The following is a 24,424-nucleotide window of genomic DNA, read 5'->3' on the forward strand; positions in this document are numbered from 1 at the left end:
CGCGGGTGCTGAAGGACTCGAACGAGCAGTGTTCAATCGACGGTTTCTGCTGTGTGTGGATGAAGATGCCGGCTGAAACGCCGGTACGAATCGCGGACGGCATCGCCATCGAGATGTTCCGCGATGAACACGAGACGCGAATGCTTCACGCCGTCCGGCCAGGCATCGAGATGCAGGACCGGATGCACGAGATGATGCACCGCATGCACGACAACCGGCTGCTGTGCGCCCTCGAGCGCAAGCAGGCCTTTGACTCGCAGGATGTTATCACCGTGACGGTTCAGCAGCATCGTGAACCAGAGCGTGAAAACGGGCCAGTCGAGTGGCTCATCGAAGTCGATGCAAAACGATTCGATACCCGATAACTTGCCGCGATGCGCATTCAAACTCGCAAGCGGCCGTGCATCGTCAATAGCTTGCACATCGCGCAAACCTGAGCGGCGCACCAAATCCGCGAAGTCATGCACATTGGCAGCGACATCGAGCACCAGCGAAGCATCGTCACGCTGCGTGCGGCGCATGGTCCGCGCTGCCGGATTCAATCGTGCCAGCATGCCTTCGAGCGCATCGACAGCAGCATCCCCAGCAAGATCCGCTTTGCTGATCAACAACCGATCCGCCGCCGCAACCTGCGCAAGCCATTCCGGATGACGCGCCTGTTGCTGCTCCGCATTGAGCGCATCGACCACAGTGACAATCGCGCCAATCGAATAATGACTCGACACGATCCGGTCGCCCAGCAAGGTCGCGACGATGGGCGCGGGCGTCGCGAGTCCAGTCGTCTCCAGCACGACACGCGAGAACGGCGGAACCTCGCCGCGCGCGCGTCGCGAGAAGAGCGTCGCCAGCGCATCCTTCAGTTCACCGCGAATCGCACAGCAAATGCAGCCGTTGTCGAGCAGCACCGTCTGCGCTTCGACTTCGCCCATCAGCAAATGATCCAGCCCGACTTCACCGAACTCATTGACGAGCACGGCCGTGTCGCGCGCCGCATCGCCCTTGAGCACATCGGCCAGCAACGTCGACTTGCCGCTGCCGAGAAAGCCCGTCACGATCGTGACCGGAATGACATCGTAGGCGAGACTCATGATCGCGCCTCGTCGTCATCGGCGAACATGGCGAGCGGATCGAGCGGTTTGCCAAGCATCGTTTCAGCGGCCTTCCATATCTGCATGAAGTCCTCGACGATAAGCTGCGCACCCGTCGGCGATGACAGCACGAACGACTGTCCATGAAAATCCGCGAGCCTCAGCCGATACCCTTCGAGCACGCGGTTCGCATGCGCCACCTGCACATAGCGTTGCCGCCGCGCGTTCGCGCCTTCGCCCGCCGCCACCGTGTTCGACCAATGCCGCCCGCCGCCGAGCAACCCGCACATGCCGCACATAGCCATCCACTCCTTGCATCAGGGCATGACATCGCCGGAATTCGGACCCAGCGTCTGCCCGACAAACAGATTGCCGCCCGGATCCGACGCCAGCAGCACCGCAGTAGGCGCCACTTCCTCCGCGCGTCCAAAGCGCCGCAACGGCAGCTCCTTCGACTTCATCTCCTTCCACGCCGAAGAGATGCCATCGACGAGCGGCGTCTCGATCGGCCCAGGCGCAATCGCGTTCACCAGCACATTGTCCGGCGCCGCCTCCAGCGCGAGCGACTTGGTGAAACCAATCACACCCGCCTTCGCCGCCGCATAGTGCGTCAGTTCCGCACCGCCCTTGATGCCCAGTTGCGACGCTACGTTGATGATGCGCCCCCAACGCTGCGCTGTCATCGCGGGCAACGCGCGTCGTGAGCACAAAAACACGCTGCGCAGATCCACGCGCATCATCTCGTCCCACATCGACGCGCTGAGATCGACGCAACGCGCCTGCGTCAACATGCCCGCGTTGTTGACGAGAATATCGATGCCGCCGAACGCTTCGATGCACCGGTCCACAATGCCATGCGCGCCCGCTTCGTCGCCCACATCGGCGGCAATGGTCTCGACACGCACGCCCTGCGCACGGCATAAATCGGCTTGCGCGGCGAGACGCGCCGCGTTGAGGTCCGCCAGCACGAGACGCGCGCCCGCTTCCGCATACGCTTTCGCAATCGCCGCGCCGATGCCGCTCGCCGCGCCCGTCACCACCGCGCGACGGCCATCGAGTGAAAAGGTCGATCCCATATGATTCATGCCTCCACGTTGTGTTCAGCCCGGCCAGCGCACAGTCAAGCCGCCGTCCGCGATGATCGACTGGCCCGTGATGTACGAAGCGTCATCGCTCGTGAGAAAGCGGATCAAGGTTGCTATCTCGCGCGGCGCGCCCACACGCTTCAGCGGAATGCCCTTCGCCGCCTCGCGCAAGCCATCGGGTCCGAGCGAATTGACGGCATCGAGCGATTGCGGCGTTTCGATCAACCCCGGTATCACCGCATTGCAGCGGATATTGCGCGGCGCGAGTTCCATCGCTACCGCCCGGCACAAGCCCGGCACGCCTGCCTTTGCCGCCGAGTAATGCGTGTGATCTTCCCAGCCGTACACGCCACCCGCAATCGATGAAATCGCCACCATCGCGCCGCCGTCCGTCATGTGGCGCGCCGCCGCACGAAAGGTGCGCATGACGCCGGACAAGTCGACATCGAGCATCTGATGCCACTGGTCGTCGCTCATGTCCGTCAACGGCGATGCCCTCAGCAAGCCCGCATTCGCCACCGCGTAATCGATGCGCCCAAAGCGCGCCATCGCCGCCTGCGCAAAGGCCTCGACTTCATCCGCCGAGGTCACGTCCACCGCATGCATCAGGCATTGCCCGCCCGCCGCTTCCACGGCATGCGCGGTGGCCTGCGGATCGTGCGGATCACCCGGAAAGTATCCGCCCACCACCGCCACGCCCTGTTCCGCATACGCCACCGCCAGCGCTTGCCCAATACCGCTTGCCGCGCCTGTCACCAATGCAACTTTCACGAAGACCTCCAGGTTATTTGACGTCGGCGGGATCGACATGCCGCGCGAACAGAATGAGCACGCCGGACAGGAAGCACGGCACCGCGCCGAACCACAGCGCCGCATGCAGCCAGTCGCCGCCATGATTGAGCATCGACGTGACGCCGACGCCCGCGAGAATTGCGCCGATCGGACCCATCGCATGAACAATCGAGCTGCCCGTGCCGCGAATCGCAGTCGGATAGCTTTCGCCGATAAAGAACAGCGCCGCCGAATACGGTCCGATCAGGAAGAACAGCCCGAGGCTATACAACGCGACGACCACCGCCGAGCTGCTCGGCCCGAACAACATGCCCGCGAACGCCAGTCCGCCGAGCATCCAGCCGATCGCCAGCGTATTGCGCCGGCCAATCTTGTCGCCGATAAAGCCATGGCTCAGATAACCGCAATAACCAATAACATTCGACAGCACGAGAATCAGCAACGAGTTCTCGAACGACACGCCATGCACGCGCGTGAGCACCGTCGTGCCGAGCACGCTGAAGACCTGGATCGCCGACCAGTTCAGCAGGATGCCGCCGCCGAGCACGAGCGTCGCGCGTAGTGCACTACCGCGAAACGCTTCCGCAAGTCCCGCGCGGCTATGTTCTTCGTAATCCACCGCATGGGCGCTTGCCAGTCCGCGCGCCTCGCTGTCCTGCCCTGCTTCGCGCAATTGCTTGATGCGCTTGTGCAGCAGGAACTGCGGGCTTTCCTTCAGCCGTCGCGTCATGAAGAAAATGACGATGGCCGGAAACGTCGCAAACACGAAGCAGCCTTGCCAGCCGATGCGCGGCAGCAGCAGCGCCGTCAGCCCCGATGCGATCAGCGCGCCAATCGGCCAGCCGCCCTGCACGAGGCTATAGATGAAGCCCTTGCGGGCGTTGAGTTTCGGATCGTTGGCGGCCGAATACAGTTCGTTGAGATAGGTTGCGTTGACCGTTTCCTCCGCATAACCCAAGCCGGAAAGCGAGCGGATCAGCACGAGCGGAACCTGTCCCATCGCGCCGCCCACCACCGTGAGTCCCGAGCAGACCGCGGCGCCCGCCACGGTCCACAGCAGGCCCGCCTTGCGGCCCAGGCGATCGAGTAACGGCCCGATCGCAAACGCAATTACCGCCGTACCGATCGCCACGAGCGTGGCAATCTCCGCCTGCGCGGCAGCATCCCAGTTGTAGTGCTTGCCGATCTCCGGCAACAGCGTCCCGAACAGGATGAAGTCATACACGGCGAACACCCACGCGAAGAACGCGACGATGGTCGCGCGCTTCACGTCGGCCGGCAGGATCGTCTCGAGTTTGAATCCGGATGAAGCGGACGGCGCTTGGCCGTCCATCGTCGCGCCTTCGCGCAAGGGAGAGGAGTTCATGGGTCGGGGCCTTGGGTCGGTGAGGGTCAGGACTTGCGTGGGCTGCGCCGCAGGAAGTCGTCGGCAATCTCGTCGCACGTGCAGAAGCGCACGCCTTCATGCTTGCGGAAATGCGCGATCAATCGTTCGAGCATCAGCAGCACCTGCGCACGGCCCGACACGTCCGGATGAATCGTCACCGGGAACACCGCATAGTCATGCTCGCGATACACCCAGTCGAACTGGTCGCGCCACATCTCTTCCAGATGCCGCGGGTTCACGAAGCCATGGCTGTTCGGCGCCTTCTTGATGAACATCATCGGCGGCAGGTCGTCGAGATACCAGTTGGCCGGAATCTCGACGAGATCCGTTTCGTGACCGCGTTGCAACGGCTTCATCCACGTGTCCGGATGCTTGCTGTAATCGATCTTCGTCCACGAGTCGCCGACGCGCACGTAGTACGGGTGATAGTCGTTGTGCATCAGGCTGTGGTCGTACTTGATGCCTTTCTTCACGAGCAGTTCGTTCGTGACGTTGCTGAACTCCCACCACGGCGCCACGTAACCGGTCGGCCGCTTGCCGCTCAGTTGCGTCACCAGTTCGATGCTGCGGTCGAGCACCGCCTCTTCTTGCTCGGGCGTCATCGCAATCGGATTCTCATGGCTGTAGCCATGAATGCCGATCTCATGTCCCGCATCCGCAACCGCCTTCATCTGCTCCGGGAAGGTTTCAATCGAGTGCCCGGGGATGAACCAGGTCGTTCTGATCTTCTCGCGCTCGAACAGCTTCAAAAGCCGCATCGAGCCGACCTCGCCCGCGAACAAGCCGCGCGAGATGTCGTCGGGCGAATCTTCTCCGCCATACGAGCCGAGCCATCCGGCCACCGCATCCACGTCGATGCCGAATGCAACGAGTATTTCCTTGGCCATACCGTTCTCCTTGAGCAATTCAGTTCAGTGCGACCGTCTGCTCGACGGCCAGTGCAACGCCGATCAGCGCGTCGTCGTCGTTTTGCGCGCGCATCAACTGCACGCTGGTGGAAAGTCCCTGTTCGTCGACGCCTGTCGGCATCGCGAACGCGGGCGTGTCGAGATAACTGCCGGGCATCGTCATCGAGAGCGTCGCGAGATTGACCTCCGCGAACAGGTCGGGATCGCGTTCCAGCGGCGCGACTTCAGGCGCGACGTGCGGCACGGTCGGCAGCAGCATGGTCGCGTCTGCGAGTTCTTCGCGCAGGCGCGCGATCAACGGCGCGCGTGCATCGAGCAGTTCGGCAAGACGTGAAGGCGGCACGTCGCGGCTCAGTTCGAGGCGCGTACGCACGCGTTGATCGATACGCTCGGCATCGGCGGAATCGAGCACCGGTCGATAAAGCTCGAACGCTTCGAGCGAACCGAACCAGCCGCGTGTCTTCAGCAGTTCGCAGGTTTCGTCGAATGCCGCGAGCGGGATTTCGTCGATGTAGGCGCCGGCCCGCACGAGCATCGCAACGAAGCGCATGAAGTTGTTCGCGACGCTGTCCGTCACCGCGAAACGCGTCTGCCATCCCGACGGCACGATGAAGCGTTGTCCGCGCACATCCGCCGGCGTTGCGATGGCGGGTTGCCCGCGCACGGCGGCATCGAACGCTGCGCAGTCTGCGACGGTGCGCGCGAGCGGCCCGAGCGTGTCGGCTGAGCGCGACAGGCCGGTCACGCCTGCCTGCGGATAGCGCGCCCGGCTCGCCCGATATCCGACGATGCCGTTCAGCGCCGCCGGCACACGAATGGAGCCGGCCGTATCGGTGCCGATGGCGATCGGCACGACGCCCATCGCGACCGCAATCGCGCTGCCCGACGACGATCCGCCCGGCACGCGATGCGCGCCCTCGTAGGCCGGATTGAATGGCGTGCCGTAATGCGGATTCAGGCCGAGCCCGGAATACGCGAACTCGCTGAGATTGGTCTTGCCGATGCCGACCAGTCCCGCCCGCACGCTGGCCGCGACGAGCGGCGCGTCGGCCGTGGCGGGCGCGCGGTCGCGATACAGCGCGGAAGCGGCCGTCGTGACGCTGCCGCTGATATCGAAGAGATCCTTCCACGCGACCGGCACGCCATCGAGCGCGCTGGCCGGACGCTTGTCGCGCCAGCGCTGCGCTGAGGCGCGCGCTTCGTCGAGCGTGCGGGTTTCATCGAAGGAGATGAATGCGCTATTGGCCCCGCGCGCGGCCGACAGCGCCTGTTGCGCGACCTCGACGGGATCGGCGCTGCCCTCGGCATAGGCCTCGGCAAGCGCGCGGGCGCTGACGCCCTGGATGATCGTTGAACTCAAGCAAAGTCACCTTGAACGAATGAATGTTGAAAATGTACTTCGTCAACAACATCCGTTTACAGTGACGGGAACAAAAATAAAGGGCAAATCAGGGATTACCCTGATTTGCCCTCACAGACTCGCTAATGACTCAGTTCAATCAGGCCTTCTGCGCGCCAATCGTGCGATCAAGAAAGCCGAGCAGCAGCGGACCGATTTCATCGAGCTTGTCTTCCAGCGCGAAGTGTCCCGTGTCCAGAATGTGCACTTCCGCAGCGGGCAGATCGCGCAGATACGGATGCGCGCCTTCTTCCGGGAAGATCTTGTCGTTCTTGCCCCAGACAATGATCGTCGGCGGCCGGTGTTCACGGAAGAACGCCTGGAACTGCGGATAGAGCGGCACGTTCGTGCCATAGTCGAGGAACAGGTCCATCTGGATGTCGCGGTTGCCCGGACGGTCGAGCAGAGCCTGATCGTGAACCCAGTTGTCGGGGCTGATACGGGACACGTCCGAGACGCCGTCGGTGTACTGGAACCTGGTGATATCGAGCGTCACGAGACCGTGCAGCGCTTCGCGATTCTTCGCCGAGTTGTCGTTCCAGTAAGCCTTGATCGGATTCCAGAACTCACGCAGTCCTTCTTCATACGCATTGCCGTTCTGCACGATCAGGCCCGTCACACGCGCCGGATTCTTCAGCGCGAGCCGATAACCCACCGGCGCGCCATAGTCCATCACATACATGGCAAAGCGCTCGACGCCAAGCCGCGCCAGCAAGGTATCGACGATATCGGCAAAGGCCTGGAAGCCGTACTTGAAGGTCTTGTGGTCCGGCGCATCGCTTTGACCAAAGCCGGGATAGTCCGGCGCGATCACGCGATACGTTCCGGCGAGTACCGGAATGAGGTTGCGGAACATATGCGACGAAGTGGGAAAGCCATGCAGCAGCAGTACCACGGGCGCATCCTTCGGACCGGCTTCGCGATAGAACACGTTGAGGCCGTCGATGTTTTCGGACTGGTAGCGAACGACTGGAATCGAAGTCATGATCGAATCTCCTGTTGGAAGGACATCACAACGCTGCATTCGTCAGAATGCTATGGAGGCTCTCAGGGTTATGTCTGCAGCGCAACTGAATCCATGTTGCCGGATTGATTGCGACGGCAGAATCCTTCAAACCAAGAAGGCACCATTCGGGGATGGAGAAGAATGACCGGGCATACGCGCTGCCCGGACGCGCTGGGTCAGAGCAGCGGCAATACGGATTTGACGTGCCCTTCGAAGCGGTCGAGCAACCGGGACGAAGGCCCACGGCCCCGCTGCACCACAATGCCTACGGAAGGCAATGCAGGCAGGCTGTTCGATACGGCCAAGGTCACGAGATCAGGCGGCACGGCATGCTGCGTGAGCACCGCGATAGCCTGTCCCGAACGCACCACCGCTGTCAGTCCCGCGAGACTGGCGCTTGCATAAGCAATACGATATTTCCGGCCGATGCGCTCAAGACTCGTAATGGCCGCCTGATGATCCAGCGTGCCCGGCTCGGAGAGCGCGAGTTGCAAGGGGTCGTGATTCATCGCGTCGCTTTCGCCGCTGCCGACCCACACGAACGATTCGCGGCGCAGGAATTGATCGCTGCGCGCACTGTCCGGCACGGAGACGATGGCCAGATCGAGGTCATGCTGATCGAGCAGATGCAGCAGGCGCACGGTCGGCGCGCAGACCACTTCGATCAGCACCTGCGGATGCTGCATCGCGAATCCCTGGAGAATCGGCGGGACGAAGACTTGCGAGTAATCTTCGGGGCAACCGAGCCGCAACGATCCGGACAAACTTTCGCCGATGAGTTCGGCCACGGCGTCATCGTGCGTACGCAGAATCCTGCGTGCATGCACGAGCAGTCGCTCGCCGTGCACGGTCAGCGTGACACCACGCGCGCCGCGTACGAGCAGCGGTTTCTCGACGATCAGTTCCAGCCGCTTGATCTGCTGGCTCAATGCGGCCTGCGTGCGCCCGACCTCGCCGGCCGCGCGGCTCATCACGCCAGATTCGGCAATGGCGACGAAGTTGCGCAGCAGATCGATGTCGAGTTGTGGACCCATAGCCTGAGTGACGTGACGCCGCGTAGAGAGAAGAAATCGATTCTCCCAGAAAGCGCGGTCCCTCACACCGCCCGCTTCACTTCGCTATGAAGCCAGCTTGCGGAACGTGGCGATCACCGCATCGCCCTTGAACGGCTTCACGATCCAGCCCTTCACGCCCGCCGCCTTGCCCCGCTCCTTCATGGCCGGGCTGCTTTCCGTCGTCAGCATGATGATGTTGACCGTCTGGTTCGCGAGTTCACCGCGAATCTTCTCGACCATCGTCAGGCCGTCCATGTTCGGCATGTTCACGTCGCTGATGATCAAACGGATGCCCGCATCCGCCCGCAGTTTCGCCAGGCCGTCCTTGCCGTCCACCGCAGTCGCCACATCCAGTCCGCTGCTCTTCAGAAAGCCGGCCACCTCATCGCGTACCGTGCTCGAATCATCCACTACCAATACCTTTGCCATCTTTCTCATTCCTTGCGCCCGAGGCGCTTCATTGCCATTGACACAGTCCCGCGCGTGTTCAGAACAGTTCGAGTTCGCCCTCGCTCTGTTCCTCCATGGCGCTTGCCGCGAAGTCCACGGGCGCCTGCGCGCAGACGCACGCCGTGACCGCCAGATGCGCTTCGCCGCCCGGACGCAGGGCATAGCGCCAGACATGATCCGGCTTGAGCTCTTCGATGAAGTCGATGCAGCGGCTGCTCAGCGCAAACGGCGTCGACATGCCCAGATCCGGGAAATGCGCGACCAGTTGCTGGTTGATCGAGCCGCAACACAGGTTGACGTGCTCCATCAGCACGTCCGCCAGCGCGTGCCCGCGATTCAGGCCGGGATAGCAGGCGCGGGTGGCGTCGTCGTCGCTGAAGTGCAGCACGAAGAGCAGGCGAAACGTGAGTGACGAGATCGTCAACACCAATGCATGCTGCGGCAACGTCGCGCGATGCTGCTGCTCGTCTGCTTCCGTGATCTCCATCGGCGCATCGTCTCGCGCGCGCAATCGCGCACACACGGCCTGCTCCACAATCTGCCCGATACTGCGCCGTGCCTCTTCCGAAATCATGCGGCCACCTGTTCCATCTCCGTGCGGAACCGGCCCGCGAGCATTTCCACGCTGCCGAGCGACGCCGTGATCATCTTGCCGCCCGCCTGGATGTCCTGGAACGTGGCGGCGGTGGTCAGGTCGTTGCGCAGCAGGCTGTCGCGATAGCTCTTCGACAACTCCTGCGACCGCGAAGCCAGCGACCGCACTTCACTCGCGACAATCGAGAACCCGCGTCCCGCCGAACCCGCGCGCGCCGCCTCGATCGACGCATTGAGCGACACGATCAGCACGTGCTGCACGATTGCCGAAAGCTCCTGGTTCTTCGAATGCATGTCGCGGTTCTGCGCCATCAGCGAGATCATCTGCTCGTGCCAGCGCTCGAACGTGAGCGTGAGCACCCTGAGGCGCGCGGCTTCATCGGCGATACGGCTCGCCTGTTGCAGGCGCTCGCCCGCGTGCGCTCGTGCTGCCGTCAGCGTGTCGTGCAGGTCGTCGCGTTCGGCATGCGCGCGGTCGAGCGCGGCTTGCAGCGAAGTCGCCTGTTGCGTCAGTTCGTCGATGCGCTTGCGGCTTGCCGCCAGTTCATCGCGGCAGGCGTTTTCGATCGCACTGATCCGCTCGCGAAACGCGCTGTCCTGTTGCAGCTGAATGCCCAGATGCCTCTTGCTCATCTTGTGCGCCCAGAGCATCACGCTCACGACGAACATCACGCCCACGCAGGCCGCCATCCATTTGTACTCCATCACCATCACCTTCTGTTATCCAATCACGGCATCGAAGCCGGCTTCTTCCTTGATCACCACGCTCGCCGGCAGCCACACGACCGTCCGGAAGGCGCGAAACGCAGCGCCGTGACCTTCATCAATGAACTGCATCTCGATACGGCCACCTTCCCGCTCGACGAACGCCCGCACCGCATCCATGCCGACACCGCGTCCCGACACTTCCGTCACGTTCTGCGCGGTCGAGAATCCCGGGCGGAACACGAGTTCGGCGAGGGCTTCGTCGGCGGGAATCGTCGCGGCATCCAGCCAGCCGCGCCGCAGCGCGTGCTCGCGGATCTTGTGCAGCGCAAGACCGCGGCCATCGTCGCCAAGCGTGATGCGCAGATCATCGCCGTGCATGCGTGCATCGACATGAATCGAGCCCGCCGCCGGCTTGCCTTGCGCCATCCGTTCTTCCGCCGTTTCGATGCCGTGATCGATGCTGTTGCGCAAAAGATGCGTGAATACATTGGCGAGACGGCCCGCCAGTTCGCCGCCGATACGGCAGCCGTGATCGGTCACGCTCACGCGCGGCGCAGGCTTGCCGAGTTCCTTCGCAAGCGAAGGCAGCGAGCCGATCGGCCCATCGAGCGCATCGCCGATGCTTTCCGTATCGAGCACCCGCAACATGCGATGCAGCGAAGCGCGCACGGCGGCGAGCGCCTCGGCGTCGTTGGTATCGGCGGCTTCGAGCAGCTCGATGTTCTTCTGGATGAACTCGCGATCGATCCCGACCTGTCCCGCCGATGTCTTGCGTCCCAGGCTCACTTCATTGACCGTCGCATAGCTTTGCAGCGCCGCGCGCACGCGCTCCAGGTCGGCGATCAGCTCGTCGCGAATCCAGAGCGTGTCGCCGCTGTCCTGGCGGAGCGCGTCGTAGCGCTGCTCGGTGTCGTGCACCACGCTCGTCAGATGCTGCAGGCTATACGTGCGCGCGTTGCCCTTCACCGTATGCATGTTGCGGAACAGTTGCGCGACCGCTTCCTTGCTCGGAATGTCGTGTTCGCGAATGATGCGCTCGTTCTCGCCGACGAAGCTCGCCGCGCTCTGCATGAAGCGCTCGAACTTCTCCTGGCTGATGGCGAGCACCTCGCCGATCATGTCGAGCCTGCGCCGCTGCTCTCCGGCTTCGGCGGCCAGCGCCTTGAGTTCGGTGACGTCGCGCACGCACAGCATGAGGCGCACGATCACGCCTTCCTCGTTCGTGATGGCGGACCAGCTCAGGTCGAGCACCTTCTTGCGGCCGTCGCCCATGTCCTTGACGATCTCATCGGCGAGCAGATGCCGGTTGAAGTCGAAGTTCATGATGTCTTCGCCGAGACAGGCATCGATGGCCGCGCCCTGCTGATCCAGCGTATCGCTGCCAAGATCCGTAGCGCCGAACACCGTATCCATCACGCGCAGGCCGGCAAGCTGATCCGTCTCGAAGATTGCTTCGAGGAACGCCGAATACTCGGGATGGATCGTCGCGCCCGGCACCACGGTGAGAATGCCTTGCGGCATGTTTTGCAACATCGCCAGGATGTCGGCGGTGCGCTGCTTCAGTTGCTGCGAGCTTTCCTGGATCTTCTCGATCATGCCGTTGAACGCGACGATCGAATGGCCGATCTCGTCCATGCGTTCCACCGGCACGCGGCGCGTGAAGTCCTGACTCGATGCAATCTCGCTCATCATGATCTGCATGCGGCTGAGCGGCAGCGAGATCTGCCGGTAGAGCAGCACGCTGATGCCCACCAGAATCAGCACGGCAATACCCGTGGCCGCGGCGATGATGACGCTCGTCGTGGCGAGCGCGTCGTTCAGCGTGCCGATGGCCGCGTCCTTCTCGCGGTTCTTCTCGATGCGCAGCGTCTCGACAATGCCCTGAAGCTCGTCCTTGTACTGCGCGACGTTCGCGAACAGGAAAGCCTGCGCGAAGGCGCTCTTGCCTTCTGCCTGCATCTGCTCGGTTTGCTTGATGGCGTCGAAGTAGTTCGCGAGGCTCTCGCGCGCCTGCACGACGAGGCCCTTTTGCGCGGTGCTGTGCGCGGCGCGCTCCTGCACGTCGAGCGCCGCTTTCAAGGTGCGCTCGCGTTCGGTCAACAGCTCGCGCGCCTGCGCGGCTATCTGTGCGTCCGGTGCATAGACCAGCGTCATCGTCGCGATCTGTACGTCCTTGACTTGCGCGGCGAGATCCGCGGAGGCGAGCGCGCTTGGCACCACACCTTGCGTCACCTGATGCACTTCGCTTGCGCTGCCGTGAGTCCGCTTGACGGCATAGCCGCCGATTGCCGCCAGTGCCAAAAGCATGAGCACGACGAGCAAGGCAATACGCTGCCTGATGGTCATCTGTGAATCCCCGTGTCGTTGCAATACAGGCCGCTTGTAGCGACCGCCCGTCTGGTCTGACTTTTATGTGTTCGGGCGCGGGGATTATTGGTTCTGGGCGTGACAGGTGCGTGACACGCGGCGCATCGGCTAAAAAAAAACGGCCACCGGTCCGAAGACCGATGGCCGTATGTCTGCGCTTACCGCTGCCGCCGTTGCGGCGGCAGCAAAACTTACTCTTCGCTCTTCAGCTGCGGCAGCGCCGAGGCTTCGCCCGGCGTCAGCAAGCCAACCTGCGAGTAGATGCGCAGCTTGTCGCGCGTGTCGGTGATGTCGAGATTGCGCATCGTCAACTGGCCGATGCGGTCACGCGGCGAGAAGGTCGACGCAACCTTTTCCATCGAGAGGCGTTCCGGCTGATACGTGAGGTTCGGGGACCTCGTGCTGAGCAGCGAGTAGTCGTTACCGCGACGCAATTCCACCGTCACTTCGCCGGTGATTGCGCGCGCGACCCAGCGTTGCGCCGTTTCGCGCAGCATGATGGCTTGCGGATCGAACCAGCGGCCCTGATACAGCAGACGGCCGAGACGGCGGCCATTCTCGCGATACTGCTCGATGGTGTCTTCGTTATGGATGCCCGTCACGAGCCGCTCATACGCGATGTACAGCAGCGCTAGTCCCGGCGCTTCATAGATGCCGCGGCTCTTCGCCTCGATGATGCGGTTCTCGATCTGGTCGCTCATGCCGAGACCATGACGGCCGCCGATGCGGTTCGCTTCCAGCAGCAGTTCCACGGCATTCGGGAAGGTCTTGCCATTCAGCGCGACCGGCTGGCCTTCTTCGAAGCGAATGGTGACTTCCTCGCGGTCCACCTTCACGTCATCGCGCCAGAACGCCACGCCCATGATCGGGTTGACGATGCGGATGCCGCTTTCCAGGCTTTCCAGATCCTTCGCTTCGTGCGTGGCGCCGAGCAGGTTCGAATCCGTGGAATAGGCCTTCTCCGCCGACATCTTGTACGCGAAGCCCGACTGGCGCATGAACTCCGACATCTCGGAGCGGCCGCCGAGTTCGTCGATGAACTGCTGATCCAGCCACGGCTTGTAGATCTTGAGATCCGGGTTCACGAGCAGACCGTAGCGGTAGAAGCGCTCGATATCGTTGCCCTTGTACGTGGAGCCGTCGCCCCAGATGTTGACGCCGTCTTCCTTCATCGCGGCGACCAGCATCGTGCCCGTCACGGCGCGGCCGAGCGGCGTGGTGTTGAAGTAGGTGACGCCCGCCGTCGAGACGTGGAACGCGCCGCTTTGCAGCGCGGCGATGCCTTCGGAAACCAGTTGTGCACGGCAGTCGATCAGGCGCGCACCGGCGGCGCCATATTCGGTCGCGCGGCGCGGGATCGAATCGTAGTCGTCCTCGTCGGGCTGGCCGAGATTCGCGGTGTACGCGTACGGCACGGCGCCTTTCTGCTTCATCCAGTGAAGCGCGGCGCTGGTATCGAGACCGCCGGAGAATGCAATGCCGACCTTCTGGCCAACGGGGACACTTTCGAGAATTGTGCTCATGAGCAAATACCGTCTAAATCGACAAAAGGAAAACGTGGGCGGACTGCCGAGTATCGGCGAAGCACCGACAGATGACAAGTTTGCCGGAAATGGCTCGAGAACCGGTCGGTAGAAACTACCTCGTGCCGCCGGTTCCTCAATGACGCCCTATTCGGCCAGCTCGGCAGGCTCCGGAAACAACGCGATGAAATCCAGCATCTGTTCGCCCAGCAGATTGACGTGCGCGGACATGGCTTTGTCGGCGGCATCGCCGTCACCGCGTTCGATGGCGCCGATCACCTGCTCGTGCTCATCGACGGTATCGAGCCGCCGGCGCACCTTCTGCGTGACCATCTTGCGGTAGATCGACACCCGGTTGCGCAGGCCGCGCGTCTGGTCGGCGAGAAACTCGTTCTGGCTCGCCTCGTAGACGATCTCGTGGAAGCGCCGGTTGATCTCGTAGAACGCATCGACGTGGTTCGAATCGAGCGTCTCGCGCAGTTCCGCTTGCGTGTCGCGCAGGCGCTGGATCTGCTGCGGCGTTGCCCGGCGCGCGGCGAGGCGCGCGCACAGGCCTTCGAGTTCGGCCATGACCTGGAACATTTCGAGCAGCTTGCGGGCCGAGAGCGCCGCCACCATCGCGGGCTGGCGCGGCCGCATCGTGATCAGCGCTTCCGACGCCAGTTGCCGCAGCGCCTCGCGGATCGGCGTGCGGGAACATTCGAATCGCTCGGAAAGCTCTGTTTCTTCCAGCCGCGACCCGGGCGGCAGTTGCCCCGACAGGATTTCGCGCTCAAGCGTCGTCAAAATCTCGTCCGCTCGGGTGGTCATGTGTATCTCCAGAACCCATTGCCTGTATTTCTTGCGGGCTAGATTGTCGCATGAAACGGTGCCCGAGCCGTCCGTGAAGATGCCTCGGGCGGGCTTCAGCCGGATTTCGGCGCGCGGCGCGGCGCCAGGTGCTGCTTCAGCACCGCGTCCAGGATCTCGACGAAGCGCCGCGCCGCGTTCGAGAGCGGCTCGACATGCGAATACACGAGGCTCGCCGTCAGCCGGTGCGAGCCCTCCGCGCGCAGGGGCACGACATCGAGCGCGTCGCGCATGGCGTCGTCGATACAGAACGGATCCACGATCGCCACGCCCACGCCTTCCCTGGCGAGCGTGCAGGCGCTGATGGCCGAGCGCACGCGCACGACCGGCTCCGGCCTGCGCTCGTCGCTGAAGACCGTGCCGACAATGCGCCCGAGCGGCGTGTCGTGTTCATAGTCGATCCACGGCAGCGCCGCGATCTGCTTCGGCTCGAGCGCGCGCCGCTTCCCGAGCGTGCCCTTGCGCGCGACGCACAGCACCTGGCCGCTTTCCATCGGCACGGTGACGATGTTCGGATGCTGAACCTCGAACATCGACACGCCGATCGTGCCCTTGCCGAACAGCACGCGCGGCACGAGGTGATTGTGGGTGAGCGGCTCGAACGAAACGGGCAGTTTGCGGAACTCGGCATGAAAGCGCGCGATGGCGAGCGGGACCAGATGCACGCCCAGACTCGGGCTGCATACGACGTTGAGCTTGCCGCTCGAACCGTCCGAGAGCGCGCGCACGAGATCGTCCACCCGTTCGATGCCTTCATACGCGCGCATCACCTCTTCGAAGATGCGCTTGGCTTCCGGCGTCGGATACAGGCGTCCGCGCGTGCGCTCGAACAGCAGGAAGCCGAGCCGTCGCTCGGTCACTTGCAGCACACGGCTCACCGACGGCTGCGCCACGTACAGCGAGCGCGCCGCCTCGCTGATGGAGCCGGTCATCATGATCGCGCGGAAGACCTCGATCTGACGCATGCTCATCGTGCGGGAATGGGGAGAGGCGTCGTCGTAGTTCATTTCTCGTGAGCATCGGCGTGGCGTTGGCCCGGCAGTTTAACGCGCCCGCCACGCAGCCATGCATTGCGTCTATGGGATACCAAATTTGGACTATTTCACAGCGCGGAGCCCCGTTGATATCGTGCGAATCAAGTTGGTCTATTCACGTTTTCTTGGCGCCGAGTCATGTCAGCTCCCATCTATTTCCTGAATCCGAATGGTCTCGCCGACGTCACGCGCGACATCGAGCGGACCGTCCGCGCCCTGCGCGCCGGCGACGACGCGCCCGTCGCGTTCGACACGCTGCACGCCGTGCCGGGCGGCATCGTGACCCAGCGGGATGCGGACCGCGCGGCCGTCGCGGTCGCGAATTTCGTCGAGCAGCACGACGCGCACGCGGCGGCTTTCGTCATCGCCTGCTTCAGCGATCCGGGCCTGCACGCCGCCCGCGAAATCACGCGCCGGCCGGTGATCGGCATCGGTGCGGCGGCCATGGCGAGCGCGCTTTCACTCGGCTCGCGCGTCGGCGTGATCGCGGCCAGCACGCGCGGCATGCCGCGCCACTGGCGGGCGTATCATGCTGCCCGCATCGGTGCGGCGGTGGCGGGCGAACGTGCGGTCGGACTGAGCGTCGAGGAATCGGGCAACCGTGCACTGGCGCTCGACAAGCTGATCGCGACCGGCCGTGCCCTATGCGAAACGGACGGCGCGGACGCCATCGTGCTCGGCTGCGCCGGCATGACGCCCTTGCGCGCCGGACTCGAAGCGGCGCTCGGCGTGCCGGTGATCGATCCGTGTTCGAGCGCCGCCGCTCTGGCCTTCGCGGTGTGCCGCGAGCGGGGTGACGCATGAATGACATCGCAGCGCCGCTGCCGCGACTGGGCGTGCTCGGCGGCATGGGCCCGCTCGCCACGGCGGATTTCCTCGTCAAGCTGATCCAGGCGACGCCCGCCGCGTCCGATCAGGAACACATGCCGGTCATCGTCCACAACGTGCCGCAAGTGCCCGACCGCAGCACGGCGTTCCTCGCCGGTTCGGACGCGCCCTGGCCACATCTGCTCGACGGCCTGCGCACGCTGGAACGCGCGGGCTGCGCGGCGATCGCGATTCCGTGCAATACCGCGCACGTGTGGCATCAGCGGCTGACGGAAGCGAGCACGCTGCCTGTGCTGCATATCGGCGAAGCGGCGCTGGCTGCGCTGACGCGCCGCTATCCGCGGGCGCGCCGCGTGGGCATCCTGGCGACGGCCGCGACGCTCAAGGCGCGCATCTATCACGATCAGTTGGCGGCGCGCGGCATCGATGCCATTGAACCGGACGAGGCGATGCAGGCGATGTATGTATCGGCGGGCATTGCGGCAGTGAAGGCCGGCCGGCTCGACGACGCCCGCGCGCTCTTGTCCGCTGCGGCGGACGCGCTGGTCACGCGCGGCGCCGATGCGCTGCTGCTCGCCTGCACGGAAATCCCGGTGGCGCTGGCCGGCGCCGCCTATCATGCGATCGACCCGACCGACGCGCTCGCGCGCGCCTGCGTCGACTGGTGGCTCGCGGCGCGCGCGGACAGCGCGCAACTTGCCGCGCAACCCTGAATTTTCAAGCGGATGACAGTTCATGCAGCAGTTTGATCTCACGATACGCAACGGCCGCGTCGCCTCCGACGAAGCGGTTTTCGAGGCGGATGTCGGCATTGTCGGCGACCGGATCGTCGAAGTGGCGCGCGGCCTGCCCGCCGGCAAGCGCGACATCGACGCCACCGGCAAGTACGTGCTTCCGGGCGGCATCGATACGCATTGCCACGTCGAGCAGCGCTCGGGCATGGGCATCATGGGCGCCGACGACTGGTACTCCGCAAGCGTCGGCGCGGCGTTCGGCGGCACGACGATGATCGTGCCCTTCGCCGCGCAGCATCGCGGACATTCGCTCAAGCAGGTGGCGGAAGAGTACGCGGCGCTCGCAACGGCGAAGTCGGTCATCGACTGGAGCTATCACCTGATCGTCTCCGAGACGGACAAGAAGACGCTGCAGGAAGATCTCGTCGAGCAGATCCGCAAGGGCATCACGTCGTTCAAGGTCTACATGACCTATGAGCAGCTCAAGATCGACGACTATCAGATGCTCGACGTGCTCGCGCTCGCCGCCCGCGAACGCGCGCTCGTGATGGTGCACGCCGAGAACAACGACGTGATCCGCTGGGTCTCGCAGAAGCTGCTGGAAAACGGCCGCAGCGCGCCGAAATATCACGCGACGAGCCACGTGGCGCTGGCCGAGGCCGAAGCGACGAACCGCGTGATCCAGCTCTCGAAGCTGTTCGACGTGCCCGTGCTGATCGTGCACGTGTCCGCGCGCGACGCACTCGCGACCATCGGCGCGGCGCGGCGCATGGGCGCGCAGGTGTACGGCGAAACCTGTCCGCACTACCTGCTGCTGACCGAAGACGCGATGGACCTGCCCGGCGTGGAAGGCGCGAAGTATTGCTGCAGCCCGCCGCTGCGCGACGCAGACGCACAGGAAGCGCTGTGGACGGCGTTGAAGGACGGCGTGCTGCAAACCGTGTCGTCGGATCACGCGCCGTATCGTTTCGATGAAACCGGCAAGCTGCCGCACGGCGACGCCACCACCTTCAAGCAGATGGCCAACGGCATGCCCGGCCTGGAAGCGCGCCTGCCGCTGCTGTTCTCGGAAGGCTTCGTCAAGGGCCGCATGACGCTGCCCGAGTTCGTCGCATTGAGCGCGACGAATCACGCGCGCATGTACGGCATCGCGCCGCGCAAGGGCCTCGTGCAGGCGGGCGCGGACGCGGACATCGCCGTGTGGGACCCGCAGCATCAAGTCACGCTGACGGCCCCGGCGCTGCATGACCGCGTTGGCTACACGCCGTATGAAGGCATGACGGTGACCGGCTGGCCGCGCACCGTGATCAGCGCGGGACGCGTGATCGTCGATGCCGGCGTGCTGCATGCACAGCCCGGCAGCGGCCGCTTTGTTCCGCGCTCGACGCCGCTGCCCTTCCAGAACGAACGGGAAGTCTCGGCGCGCGGCCAGTTCTTCCGCGCACTCGCCGACGGCAACGCCGAAGGCCACGCCGGCTTCGGCTACACCGACAAGCACTGAAACCGCATCACACAAGGAAACAGGAAGTCATGAGCAAGTCACGCAAAATCGGTCTCGCGGTCGCGCAAATGGGCCCGGTCCATCTCGCCGACGACCATCAGGCCGTCGTCAAGCGCCTGGTCGAGATGCTGAACGAGGCCAGGGCCCGCAGCGCGAAGTTCGTCGTGTTCCCGGAACTGGCGCTGACCACGTTCTTCCCGCGCTACTGGATGAGCGAGGAAGCGGCCATCGAACGCTTCTTCGAGCGCTCGATGCCGAACCCGGACGTGCAACCGCTCTTCGACGCCGCGCGCAACGCAGGCATCGGCTTCTATCTCGGCTATGCGGAACTGACCGCGAAGGGCGAGTGCTTCAACACGGCGATCATCGTCGATGACAACGGCAAGATCGTGTCGAAGTATCGCAAGACGCACCTGCCGGGCCATTCGGATCACAAGCCGGACGCCCCCTTCCAGCATCTGGAGAAGAAGTTCTTCGAAGTGGGCAACACGGGCTTCCCGGTGGTCGAGACGATGGGCGCGAAGCTCGGCATGTGCATCTGCAACGACCGCCGCTGGCCGGAAACCTGGCGCGCGATGTCGCTGCAAGGCGCGGAACTCGGCGTGCTCGGCTACAACACGCCGTCGCTGAACATCCACTGGCCGGAGCCGGTGCATCTGCGCATGCACACGCATCTTGTCTCGCTGCAGGCGAGCGCCTATCAGAACGCGATGTGGATCGGCGCCGCCGCGAAGTGCGGGAAGGAAGACGGCTTCCACATGATCGGCGGCTCGGTGATCGTCGCGCCGTCGGGCGAGATTGCCGCGCAGAGCGTGAGCGAGGAAGACGAAGTGATCTTCGCGAACATCGATCTCGCACTCGGCGACACCTTCCGCGAACACGTCTTCAACTTCGCGAAGCATCGCCGGCCGGAACACTACGGGCTGATCGTCGAGCGCACCGGCGCAGGCGAGCCGCTGCCGCACGATCCCGACGCAATCAACTGATGCGTCCACGAGGAGACCACTCATGAACCAACCTCTCGACCACACGGCCGAGGGCGCGCGCAGCGCCCCGCCGAAGTCGATCTTCGGGCCGCCGCACATCCGCGCGCTGGTCGCGTCCATTTCCGGCTACGCGATGGACGGCTTCGACCTGCTGATCCTCGGCTTCATGCTGAGCCTGATTTCGGCGGACCTCGGCCTCACCTCGGCGCAGGCCGGCTCGCTCGTGACGTGGACGCTGGTCGGCGGCGTCGCGGGCGGCATCGGCTTCGGCATTCTGAGCGACTATCTCGGCCGCGTGCGCGTGCTGACCTACACGATCCTGCTGTTCGCCGTGTTCACCGGGCTGTGCGCATTCGCGCAGGGCTATCACGACCTGCTCGCGTACCGCTTCATCGCGGGCCTCGGGCTGGGCGGCGAGTTCGGCATCGGCATGGCGCTCGCCATCGAAGCCTGGCCGGCTGAAAAGCGCGGCCGCGTCTCGTCGTACGTGGGCATGGGCTGGCAGATCGGCGTGCTGATCGCCGCCATCGTGACGCCGATCCTGCTGCCGCATATCGGCTGGCGCGGCATGTTTCTCGTCGGCCTCGCGCCCGCCGTGCTGTCCTTCGTGATCCGCAAGGCGATTGGCGAGTCCGAGATCTTCATCGAGAAGGCCGCCCGCAAGCGCCACGAGTTCCCGCTCAAGACGCTGTTCCGCGACCGCGAGACCACGCGCCGCAGCATCGGCATGATCATCATGTGCTCGGTGCAGAACTTCGGCTACTACGGCCTCATCATCTGGATGCCCGGCTATCTGACGAAGGCCTTCGGCTTCACGCTCGCGAAGTCGGCGACGTGGACGGCGGCGTCGATCCTCGGCATGCTCGTCGGCATCTGGATCTTCGGGCAGCTGGCGGACAAGATCGGCCGCAAGCCGACCTTCGTCATGTACCAGATCGGCGCGCTCGTGATGGTGTTCATCTACTCGCGCATGACCACGCCGGAGGCGCTGCTGATCGGCGGCATGGTGGTGGGCATCTTCGTGAACGGCATGATGGGCGGCTACGGCGCACTGATGGCCGAGCTCTATCCGACGCATGCACGCGGCACCGCGCAGAACGTGCTGTGGAGCATCGGGCGGGCCGTGGGCGGCTTCGGACCGCTGGCGATCGGCGCGGTGGCGAGCTACTACTCGTTCGGCATCGCGATCGCCGCGCTGGCGTGCATCTATATCGTCGATGTCATCGCGACTCTCACGCTCATTCCCGAGCTGAAGGGCGTCGAGCTCGAATGATGTAACGCCTGGAGGCGCGCCGCCATGCGCGCCTTCAGCGCCGATCCGCGCGCATCTCCCTTACGCCGTGTCCGAGCTTGCGGCGCAGCAAGGTGCGCAGGGTCGCGGAATCCGCATACCCCACCTCGCTCGCGATCTTCTCCAGATCGCATCCCGCCGACACGAGCTGCCGCGCGCGCTCGATCCGCAAATCCTGAAAGAACGCCAGCGGCGACTTGCCGAGCACCGCCTCCGTGCGCCGCTGCAAGGTGCGCGGCCCGACGCACAGCGCGCTCGCCGCGTCATTGAGCGAGAAGCCCGCCGAAAGGTGCTCGCGCGACCAGCGTTCGAAACGCGCGATCAGCGGGTCCGCGTGCGCGACGTAATCCGGCACGATGTAATGCGCCTGCGACGCGCGCTGGTCGATCAGCAGGAAACGCGCGACCATCGTGGCCAGTTCGGGACTGGCCTGCCGCACGAGCCACAGCGCGAGGTCGAGATGACCCATCGCGGAACCGGCCGTCACGACGCGCCGCGACGCGACCACCATGCGCGAATCGTCCAGATCGACTGCCGGAAAGCGCTGCCGGAACGCGGGCGCGAGCGACCAGGTCGTCGTGGCCAAGCCGTGATCCAGCAAGCCCGCCTCCGCGAGCACGAAGGTGCCGGTACACGCTGCGGCAACGCCGATGCCTTGCGCATGCCAGCCGCGCAGATGGCCGATCGCTTCGCGCACGTCAGGGCGCGCCAGTGCGGCGAGCAGCGGCTCGGGCTGCTTGGCGTTGAGCGCGGGCAGCACGACCCAGTCCGGCTGGCGCACTTCGGCGACCGGTTCGGGCTGTGTCGAAAAGCCCAGCGCCGTGCGCACGCGCCGCCGCACGCCGACCAGGTTGAACTCGAATGGAGCAGCCGTGCTGCCCTGCGCAGCGGCCAGCTCGTTGGCCGTGCCGAGCGTGTCCAGCAGCGCGGCCAGTCCGGTATCGAACACGCCATCGAGCGCCAGGATGGAAAGTCGCATGTCGCAAATGATGTCGATAATGTCATTTGCGACTATATTCCGCGCGTGCCCGGACGTCTAGACTGCGAAGTATTCCAGCTCGATCTCACCGACCCCGGCACGCACATGAACCTCGCTCCGCTTTCCGTTCTCGACACCATCGGCAACACCGCGCTGCTGACGCTGCGCCGCGTCGTGCCGTCCAATGGCGCGCGCATTTCGCTGAAACTGGAAAGCCAGAATCCGACCGGCAGCATGAAGGACCGCATCGCGCTGGCGATGATCGACGCGCCCGAGCGCGACGGCCGTCTGAAGCCCGGCGGCGCGGTGGTCGAATACACCGGCGGCAGCACCGGCGTGTCGCTCGCGCTGGTGTGCGCGGTGAAACAACATCCGCTGCATCTCGTAAGCTCGGACGCGTTTTCGAAGGAGAAGCTCGATCACATGCGGCTGCTCGGCGCGCGGCTGACCATCGTCCCGAGCGAAAACGGCAAGCAGACGGAGAAGCTCACGCGCGACATGATCCGCGAGGCGCATCGCATCGCGGAAGGAACCGGCGCGTACATCACTGCGCAGATGGAGAATACGGACCAGCTTCACGCGTACACGAAGATGGGCGACGAAATCTGGCGGCAGACAGAAGGCCGCATCGACGCCTTCGTGCAGAGCGTGGGCACGTCCGCCTCACTGCGCGGCATCTCGGCGACCTTGCGCGGCCATGACGCCCGCGTGCGCGTGGTTGGCGTAGAGCCGGCGGAGTCCGCCGTGCTGTCGGGCGGCCCGAGCGGCGCGCACAAGATCGACGGCATTGGCGCGGGTTATGTCGTGCCGCTGTGGCATGACGGCATCGCGGACGAACTCGAACGCGTCTCCACCGATGACGCCCGCGCCATGGCCTTTCGCCTCGCCGCCGAGGAAGGGCTGTTCTGCGGCACCTCGACCGGCGCGAACGTCACGGCGGCCTTGCGCGTGGCCGAGCGTCTCGGGCCGGATGCGCACATCGTCACCATCATGTGCGATACCGGCATGAAGTACCTGAAGTCCTACGCGCGAACCCTGGATGCCGCTTAGCTAGCCCAGGATCGGATGCGATGTGCCGGGGATCGGGTAGCCGCGATTGTCGGTGGGCACGAGCTGCGTCTGGAACGCGACGAACAACGCCTGGAACTTGCCGTCCACTTCCACCATCACGGCGCCGTCCTGGAAGACGCCGTTCTCGTTCGAGTGGTCCCTGACCTTGCTGCCTTTCGCGGGCTTCGGATTGCCCTGGTTCATGTGCGTTTCGTGAAGGCCGTCCTTGTCCGGTTCGAACAGGAAGCCGAAGCCGTACACCGTGACGTCCTTCGTCGGCTTCCAGCCGCGCCGGTTGTCTTTATACGTCGGCGTCGGATACACATAGGGCACGCCGTCGCCCGACATGTCGAGCTGCAACATCTCGTTGAGCAACTCGTTGATGTCGTTGTGCTCGCCTTCCTCGTCGAGCGCGATGGGTCGCATCGCACTCAGGTCGACGAGTTTCGTATCGTGCACGTAGTCCAGCTTCGGGAAGTTCGACGTGGACACGCCTGCCGCGACCTTCTCGAGATCCGCGGTCATCGGATGCTCGAAATACTGATTCCACTGATACAGCACGAAGTAACCTTCGGGGCCGGTCAGCGTGCTGTCCGACTTCACGTTGGTGACGATGCGGAACTCATTGCCCTCCTGATCCTCGCTGACGATCACATAATGCGGATCGCCTTTGTAACCCTGCAGAAAGGGAACGCCGAGCGTGACCTTGCCCTTGAAGAGAACGTATTCGTTGCGTGCCATGAGCATGACTCCTGAAGTGGTCCGCTTTCATTGGAGCGCGCGCGTATGACAGCGTTCCGTTCGATGCAC

The 24,424-nt window shown here is 64.2% G+C and carries 24 protein-coding genes; 6 read left to right on the forward strand and 18 right to left on the reverse strand.

Annotation, left to right across the window (positions count from 1 at the left end):
* Window positions 1-32 precede the first annotated feature (32 nt).
* The 16 genes from QCE62_RS20895 to QCE62_RS20970 form a co-directional block, all read right to left on the reverse strand.
* Window positions 33-1,088 (reverse strand): GTP-binding protein, encoded by a 1,056-nt coding sequence (locus tag QCE62_RS20895; RefSeq protein ID WP_309922666.1) that lies wholly within the window; start codon window positions 1,086-1,088, stop codon window positions 33-35.
* Window positions 1,085-1,387, reverse strand: a complete 303-nt coding sequence (locus QCE62_RS20900; protein ID WP_409017889.1) for a hypothetical protein — start codon at window positions 1,385-1,387, stop codon at window positions 1,085-1,087. The genes QCE62_RS20895 and QCE62_RS20900 overlap by 4 nt, the downstream gene beginning before the upstream one ends.
* Window positions 1,388-1,405: 18 nt before the next feature.
* A complete protein-coding gene (locus QCE62_RS20905) occupies window positions 1,406-2,164 on the reverse strand; it encodes an SDR family NAD(P)-dependent oxidoreductase (protein WP_309922915.1) in 759 nt (252 codons plus the stop codon).
* A 24-nt stretch (window positions 2,165-2,188) separates the two neighbouring features.
* Entirely contained in the window at window positions 2,189-2,944 is a 756-nt protein-coding gene (locus tag QCE62_RS20910; RefSeq protein ID WP_309922670.1) for an SDR family NAD(P)-dependent oxidoreductase, read from the reverse strand.
* Between the two features lie 13 nt (window positions 2,945-2,957).
* Window positions 2,958-4,331 carry an MFS transporter gene (locus tag QCE62_RS20915; RefSeq protein ID WP_309922672.1) on the reverse strand — a complete coding sequence of 458 codons (1,374 nt, stop codon included), beginning with the start codon at window positions 4,329-4,331 and terminating at the stop codon, window positions 2,958-2,960.
* A 26-nt stretch (window positions 4,332-4,357) separates the two neighbouring features.
* Complete coding sequence (locus tag QCE62_RS20920) at window positions 4,358-5,239, reverse strand: polysaccharide deacetylase (RefSeq protein WP_309815111.1); 882 nt, start codon at window positions 5,237-5,239, stop codon at window positions 4,358-4,360.
* A gap of 19 nt (window positions 5,240-5,258) precedes the next feature.
* The gene (locus tag QCE62_RS20925; RefSeq protein WP_309922675.1) at window positions 5,259-6,620 is read right to left on the reverse strand and encodes an amidase; all 1,362 of its coding nucleotides are present in this window, start codon (window positions 6,618-6,620) and stop codon (window positions 5,259-5,261) included.
* Between the two features lie 139 nt (window positions 6,621-6,759).
* The gene (locus tag QCE62_RS20930) at window positions 6,760-7,644 is read right to left on the reverse strand and encodes an alpha/beta hydrolase (protein WP_309922678.1); all 885 of its coding nucleotides are present in this window, start codon (window positions 7,642-7,644) and stop codon (window positions 6,760-6,762) included.
* 197 nt (window positions 7,645-7,841) lie between these two features.
* A complete protein-coding gene (locus QCE62_RS20935; protein WP_309922680.1) occupies window positions 7,842-8,699 on the reverse strand; it encodes a LysR family transcriptional regulator in 858 nt (285 codons plus the stop codon).
* Window positions 8,700-8,783: 84 nt separating this feature from the next.
* Window positions 8,784-9,149, reverse strand: a complete 366-nt coding sequence (locus QCE62_RS20940; RefSeq protein ID WP_309922682.1) for a response regulator — start codon at window positions 9,147-9,149, stop codon at window positions 8,784-8,786.
* A gap of 58 nt (window positions 9,150-9,207) precedes the next feature.
* Window positions 9,208-9,744, reverse strand: coding sequence for a hypothetical protein (locus QCE62_RS20945; RefSeq protein ID WP_309922685.1), 537 nt, complete (start codon window positions 9,742-9,744; stop codon window positions 9,208-9,210).
* Complete coding sequence (locus tag QCE62_RS20950) at window positions 9,741-10,475, reverse strand: methyl-accepting chemotaxis protein (RefSeq protein WP_404987417.1); 735 nt, start codon at window positions 10,473-10,475, stop codon at window positions 9,741-9,743. The genes QCE62_RS20945 and QCE62_RS20950 overlap by 4 nt, the downstream gene beginning before the upstream one ends.
* A 9-nt stretch (window positions 10,476-10,484) precedes the next feature.
* Window positions 10,485-12,818 (reverse strand): ATP-binding protein, encoded by a 2,334-nt coding sequence (locus tag QCE62_RS20955; protein ID WP_309922688.1) that lies wholly within the window; start codon window positions 12,816-12,818, stop codon window positions 10,485-10,487.
* 212 nt (window positions 12,819-13,030) lie between these two features.
* Window positions 13,031-14,362, reverse strand: a complete 1,332-nt coding sequence (gene argG / locus QCE62_RS20960) for an argininosuccinate synthase (protein WP_309922691.1) — start codon at window positions 14,360-14,362, stop codon at window positions 13,031-13,033.
* Window positions 14,363-14,509: 147 nt separating this feature from the next.
* Window positions 14,510-15,172, reverse strand: a complete 663-nt coding sequence (locus tag QCE62_RS20965) for a GntR family transcriptional regulator (RefSeq protein ID WP_309815137.1) — start codon at window positions 15,170-15,172, stop codon at window positions 14,510-14,512.
* A 95-nt stretch (window positions 15,173-15,267) separates the two neighbouring features.
* Window positions 15,268-16,218 (reverse strand): LysR substrate-binding domain-containing protein, encoded by a 951-nt coding sequence (locus QCE62_RS20970; RefSeq protein WP_309922693.1) that lies wholly within the window; start codon window positions 16,216-16,218, stop codon window positions 15,268-15,270.
* A gap of 165 nt (window positions 16,219-16,383) precedes the next feature.
* Here QCE62_RS20970 and QCE62_RS20975 point away from each other — a divergent pair, with 165 nt between their 5' ends.
* Genes QCE62_RS20975 through QCE62_RS20995 form a run of 5 tightly spaced genes read left to right on the forward strand, consistent with a single transcriptional unit; the run spans window position 16,384 to window position 21,567 of the window.
* Window positions 16,384-17,049 (forward strand): aspartate/glutamate racemase family protein, encoded by a 666-nt coding sequence (locus QCE62_RS20975; protein WP_309922697.1) that lies wholly within the window; start codon window positions 16,384-16,386, stop codon window positions 17,047-17,049.
* Window positions 17,046-17,786, forward strand: coding sequence for an amino acid racemase (locus tag QCE62_RS20980; protein WP_309922700.1), 741 nt, complete (start codon window positions 17,046-17,048; stop codon window positions 17,784-17,786). Before QCE62_RS20975 ends, QCE62_RS20980 begins: the two co-directional genes overlap by 4 nt.
* Before the next feature lie 22 nt (window positions 17,787-17,808).
* Window positions 17,809-19,308, forward strand: coding sequence for a dihydropyrimidinase (hydA, locus tag QCE62_RS20985; RefSeq protein ID WP_309922703.1), 1,500 nt, complete (start codon window positions 17,809-17,811; stop codon window positions 19,306-19,308).
* Between the two features lie 29 nt (window positions 19,309-19,337).
* A complete protein-coding gene (locus tag QCE62_RS20990; RefSeq protein WP_309922707.1) occupies window positions 19,338-20,294 on the forward strand; it encodes an N-carbamoyl-D-amino-acid hydrolase in 957 nt (318 codons plus the stop codon).
* 22 nt (window positions 20,295-20,316) lie between these two features.
* Window positions 20,317-21,567, forward strand: a complete 1,251-nt coding sequence (locus tag QCE62_RS20995; protein WP_309922710.1) for an MFS transporter — start codon at window positions 20,317-20,319, stop codon at window positions 21,565-21,567.
* Between the two features lie 34 nt (window positions 21,568-21,601).
* On the opposite strand, the gene QCE62_RS21000 is transcribed toward QCE62_RS20995, so the two are convergent.
* Entirely contained in the window at window positions 21,602-22,564 is a 963-nt protein-coding gene (locus tag QCE62_RS21000; RefSeq protein WP_309922713.1) for a helix-turn-helix domain-containing protein, read from the reverse strand.
* A gap of 105 nt (window positions 22,565-22,669) precedes the next feature.
* On the opposite strand from QCE62_RS21000, the gene QCE62_RS21005 reads away from it, so the two are divergent.
* A complete protein-coding gene (locus QCE62_RS21005) occupies window positions 22,670-23,614 on the forward strand; it encodes a cysteine synthase family protein (protein ID WP_309922715.1) in 945 nt (314 codons plus the stop codon).
* Here the strand turns inward: QCE62_RS21005 and QCE62_RS21010 are convergent, their stop codons facing one another.
* Complete coding sequence (locus QCE62_RS21010; RefSeq protein WP_309922718.1) at window positions 23,615-24,355, reverse strand: DUF2278 family protein; 741 nt, start codon at window positions 24,353-24,355, stop codon at window positions 23,615-23,617.
* Window positions 24,356-24,424: the final 69 nt, after the last annotated feature.

This window comes from Caballeronia sp. LZ033 (assembly GCF_031451265.1).
Lineage (GTDB): Bacteria > Pseudomonadota > Gammaproteobacteria > Burkholderiales > Burkholderiaceae > Caballeronia.